This is a genomic window from Corynebacterium sp., from assembly GCF_030530965.1.
Taxonomy (GTDB): domain Bacteria; phylum Actinomycetota; class Actinomycetes; order Mycobacteriales; family Mycobacteriaceae; genus Corynebacterium.
This window is the reverse complement of sequence record NZ_JAUMTY010000085.1, coordinates 1-3,678: the sequence shown is the minus strand read 5'-3', so window position 1 is coordinate 3,678 and position 3,678 is coordinate 1. Positions and strand designations below refer to the sequence as shown.

Annotated in this window: 4 protein-coding genes; 3 read left to right on the top strand and 1 reads right to left on the bottom strand. The window is 58.7% G+C overall.

All coding sequences use genetic code 11. From position 1 onward, the window contains the following. From Q3981_RS10180 to Q3981_RS10170, 3 genes are all read left to right on the top strand, one after another. Positions 1 to 705, top strand: a 705-nt coding sequence (locus Q3981_RS10180) for an iron ABC transporter permease (protein WP_303125941.1), incomplete at its 5' end; no start/stop codon positions are given. Beyond that, positions 702 to 1,793, top strand: a complete 1,092-nt coding sequence (locus Q3981_RS10175) for an iron chelate uptake ABC transporter family permease subunit (RefSeq protein ID WP_303125939.1) — start codon at positions 702 to 704, stop codon at positions 1,791 to 1,793. The genes Q3981_RS10180 and Q3981_RS10175, both read left to right, overlap by 4 nt. Before the next feature lie 8 nt (positions 1,794 to 1,801). After that, positions 1,802 to 2,701: an ABC transporter ATP-binding protein gene (locus Q3981_RS10170; RefSeq protein ID WP_303125934.1), complete on the top strand. Its 900-nt coding sequence runs from the start codon at positions 1,802 to 1,804 to the stop codon at positions 2,699 to 2,701. Positions 2,702 to 2,757: 56 nt separating this feature from the next. On the opposite strand, the gene Q3981_RS10165 is transcribed toward Q3981_RS10170, so the two are convergent. Then, a partial coding sequence (locus tag Q3981_RS10165; protein ID WP_303125931.1) for an iron-siderophore ABC transporter substrate-binding protein occupies positions 2,758 to 3,678 on the bottom strand: 921 nt, incomplete at its 5' end.

Below are 3,678 nucleotides of genomic sequence, written 5' to 3'. Positions count from 1 at the left end.
GCCTTTGCGGTGGTCGCAAGTTTCGCATTCTTCGGAGTAACCGGGAATGTTGCGACGACGTTCTGGGCATTCGGTGGAGCAATCTCTGCCACAGCCTTAGTGTTCGGCTTGGCCTCTGTGGGCAAGGCGACGGCGAGCCCCCTGAACTTGGTTCTCGGTGGTGCCGCGCTGGCCGCTGTGTTGTCGTCATTAACCAGCGGTTTGGTTCTGACCAACAACGACAACCTGAACCGCATGCGTTTTTGGACAGTAGGCGCGATCGCCGGCCGCGATATGAACGTCGTGATGGTTTCCGCCCCGGTGATCATCGTGGCCCTCGTTGCAGCCTTCGCTACCGGGCCTACGCTCAATCTTCTTAACTTGGGTGACGACGCTGCGACGTCATTGGGAGTTCATGTCGGGCGGTCCAGGATCGTCGGCGTCATCCTTATCGCCTTGCTCGCGGGAGCGGCGACGGCTGCGGCGGGGCCCATCGGCTTCGTCGGATTGGTTGTGCCCCATGTGGTTCGTTCCATCACGGGTCCGGATTATCGCTGGATATTGCCCTATTCGGCGTTGACGGGGGCTGTCCTTGTACTGGTGGCCGATATTGTGGGCCGCCTCATCGCGCGCCCGGGCGAAGTGGAGGTTGGCATCGTCCTCGCGTTCGTGGGCGCACCGTTCTTCATTTACCTCATCAGCCGTAACAAGGTGGTGGAAGTATGACGACACCGCAACAGAGTAAGGTTCGTTTACCGCACCACCGGCGGGCGTTTCGGTGGGGTCCTGTGTCGGGTGTGCTGTCCCCTCGCCCATTGTTGGTGTGCGTAGCGCTCGTCATAGCTGGAATATTTCTTTTCGCTGTGGCGATTGGTATCGGCGATTTCCCTATCGCTCCCATGGACGTCTTGTCCGTTGTGTTTACGGGTGGCGGCTCACGTATTGAACAACTAGTTGTGTTCGAGTGGCGAATGCCCCGCGCACTATCCGCTGTGATTGTTGGTGCAGCCCTGGCTCTGTCTGGTGCGCTCACGCAGTCAGTGACCCGCAATGCCCTGGCCAGCCCTGATATTTTGGGCGTGACATCCGGTGCCTCTGCAGCTGCCGTGACAGTCATCGTGCTGGGTTCGGGTAGTGGCTTCGCCGGGTGGCTTGCCGGAGCAGGTATCCCGGCCGCTGCATTAATGGGTGCCCTGGGCACGACTGTTCTCATGTGGCTCATCGGATTCCGTGGCCGCCAGATGGATATTTATCGTCTGGTTCTGTTGGGCATCGTGGTCACTGCGCTGCTCAACTCGTATATCCACTTCCTCATGATCCGTGCCGAAACGAGCGACGCAGCTGCTGCCAAATTCTGGTTGACGGGCTCGCTTTCTTCGGTCACATGGAACCGTTTGCGGCCTGTCATGATTGTTCTGGGAATCTGCATCATCATCTGCGTCAGGATTTCCTTTGAGCTCCGCGCATCGCAACTAGGCCCCGACCTAGCATCTTCCTTGGGCCAGCCCCGGCGACTGGTTGATGCCGCGATCCTCGTTGTGTCGGTGGTATTGGCGGCCTTTGCAGTCTCGGCCGGTGGTCCGATCGGTTTCATCGCTTTCGTCGCACCCCAAGTGGCGATGCGTTTAGCCGGCACGTCTGCCCCACCGCTGTTTACCTCAGTCCTCACCGGCTCGGTGCTTTTGCTCCTGGCCGATATTGCTACCCAAACGATTCTCCCCACGGAGCTTCCCGTCGGTTTGCTCACCTCAGCGATCGGTGGCGTATTCCTTATCTACCTCCTTGTCCGCACGTCACGAAAGGCCACGGTATGAGCCACACCATGAACTCGTCATCCAGTGCGTCAGGCTCCACACCCGCGCAGCCCGCAGGAAACTCGACGCCGCGACACGAGGCTCTTCGACACGACGCTGCCCCGACAGGTTCACTGACTTTGTCAGGCCTGAGGGTCTCGTACGGGGATCGCAACGTTATTCCCAACTTGGATGCGTCCATTCCGGGCGGAGCTGTCACCACCATTATCGGGCCCAATGGTTGTGGTAAATCCACTCTGTTGAGGGCTGCAGCTCAACTGATTTCCTCTTCGGGGTCAATCATGCTTGACGACGTCGACGTCCGGTCACTGCGTCGAAAAGAGTTAGCACAGCGGATTGGTGTGCTACCCCAGTCGCCCATCGCTCCCCCCGGCGTCGTGGTGAGCGACCTGGTCGCCCGAGGGCGACACCCCCACCAGTCGTGGTTCCGGCAATGGTCATCGGACGATGAAGAGGAAGTAGCGCGGGCGCTTGAACTCACCCACGTTGCCGATTTAGCGGACCGACCAGTGTCGTCACTGTCGGGTGGGCAACGGCAGCGTGTGTGGATCTCTATGGTGTTGGCCCAGGACACCGAGGTGTTGTTCCTGGACGAGCCGACGACGTACCTTGACCTCTCCCACTCGATTGAAGTGCTGAATCTGGTCACCGAGCTGAAGCACCGCTTGGGACGGACCGTGGTGATGGTGCTGCACGATTTGAACTTGGCCGCGCGCTATTCCGACAACGTGATCGTGATGGCCGACGGGCAGGTGACAGCGGCCGGTAAGCCATCCGAGGTTCTCACCGAGGAGCTGTTGGAATCATCATTTGGGCTGGACGCCAGAGTCATTGAGGATCCCGAATGCACTGAAGCACCTTTGGTGGTGCCCCGGAAGCCCGAGGTGCTGAACTCTGCATCGAAATAAACCGCCGTAGTTTTTACTCCACGGCGGTTTTATATGGCGGTTTTATTCCACGAGCTTTACTTCACGGTCTTCTTGAGCTCGTCCAAAATGTAATTGGCCGCCACCACCGACGCATTGAGGAACCACGGATCCGGGTCCACCCCGACGGCGTGACCATTCTTCACAACGTCCAAGTTCCCCCACAAAGCATCTTTCGTGAGCTTTTCGCCTTTGGCATTAAAACCGTAGAACAGATAATCCGCGTCAAGCTGGTCAAGGTTTTCCGACGAAATCGGGTGCGACACCTTGTCCTCGAAACGCTGAGATGTCGGCCGGTTACATCCCCCATCTTTCAAAACCTGTCCAGCCAGCGATAGCGGCCCCAGCATCAGATAGTCGGTCCCCTTGTTCCTAATCAGCGACACGGTGGGCGACGTTCCGCGGTCCTTCTTCCATTCAGCAACGACATCCTCGTGGTCGTCAATGAGCCGCTGCGCGTCATCGCGCTTCCCCACGGCGTCCGCAATGGTCCGGAAATCGTCCTTCCAGTTCTCGGCCCCACCCTTACCCGTCACCACGGGAGCAATTGATTTCAGCTGGTCAAGGACATCCTTGCTCGTCCTGTCATTCGCCAAAATGAGGGTGGGGTGAAGCGCGGCTATTTTCTCCATGTCAGGCTGCGTCCGCTGCCCGACGATGGTGATGGAGTCAAGGTCGTACTTGTCGCCGAACTTGTCCTTGATGTATTGGGGGATACTCTCTGACGACGACGCCTGAGCGTTGGCAACTCCCATCCCCACCGGCGTTATGCCTAACGCCAGCAGCCCGTCGATCTGCCCAGTGTTCAGGGCGATAATTTTCGACGTATCGTGCGTGCCAGCACTTTTATCCGACGATTTCTTGGACGACTCTGCCTCGGCGTTTTCACCGTCGCCGCTGGACGATGAACATGCCGCCAACCCTAAGGCCACGCCGGCTCCCATTCCGGCGACGAGGAA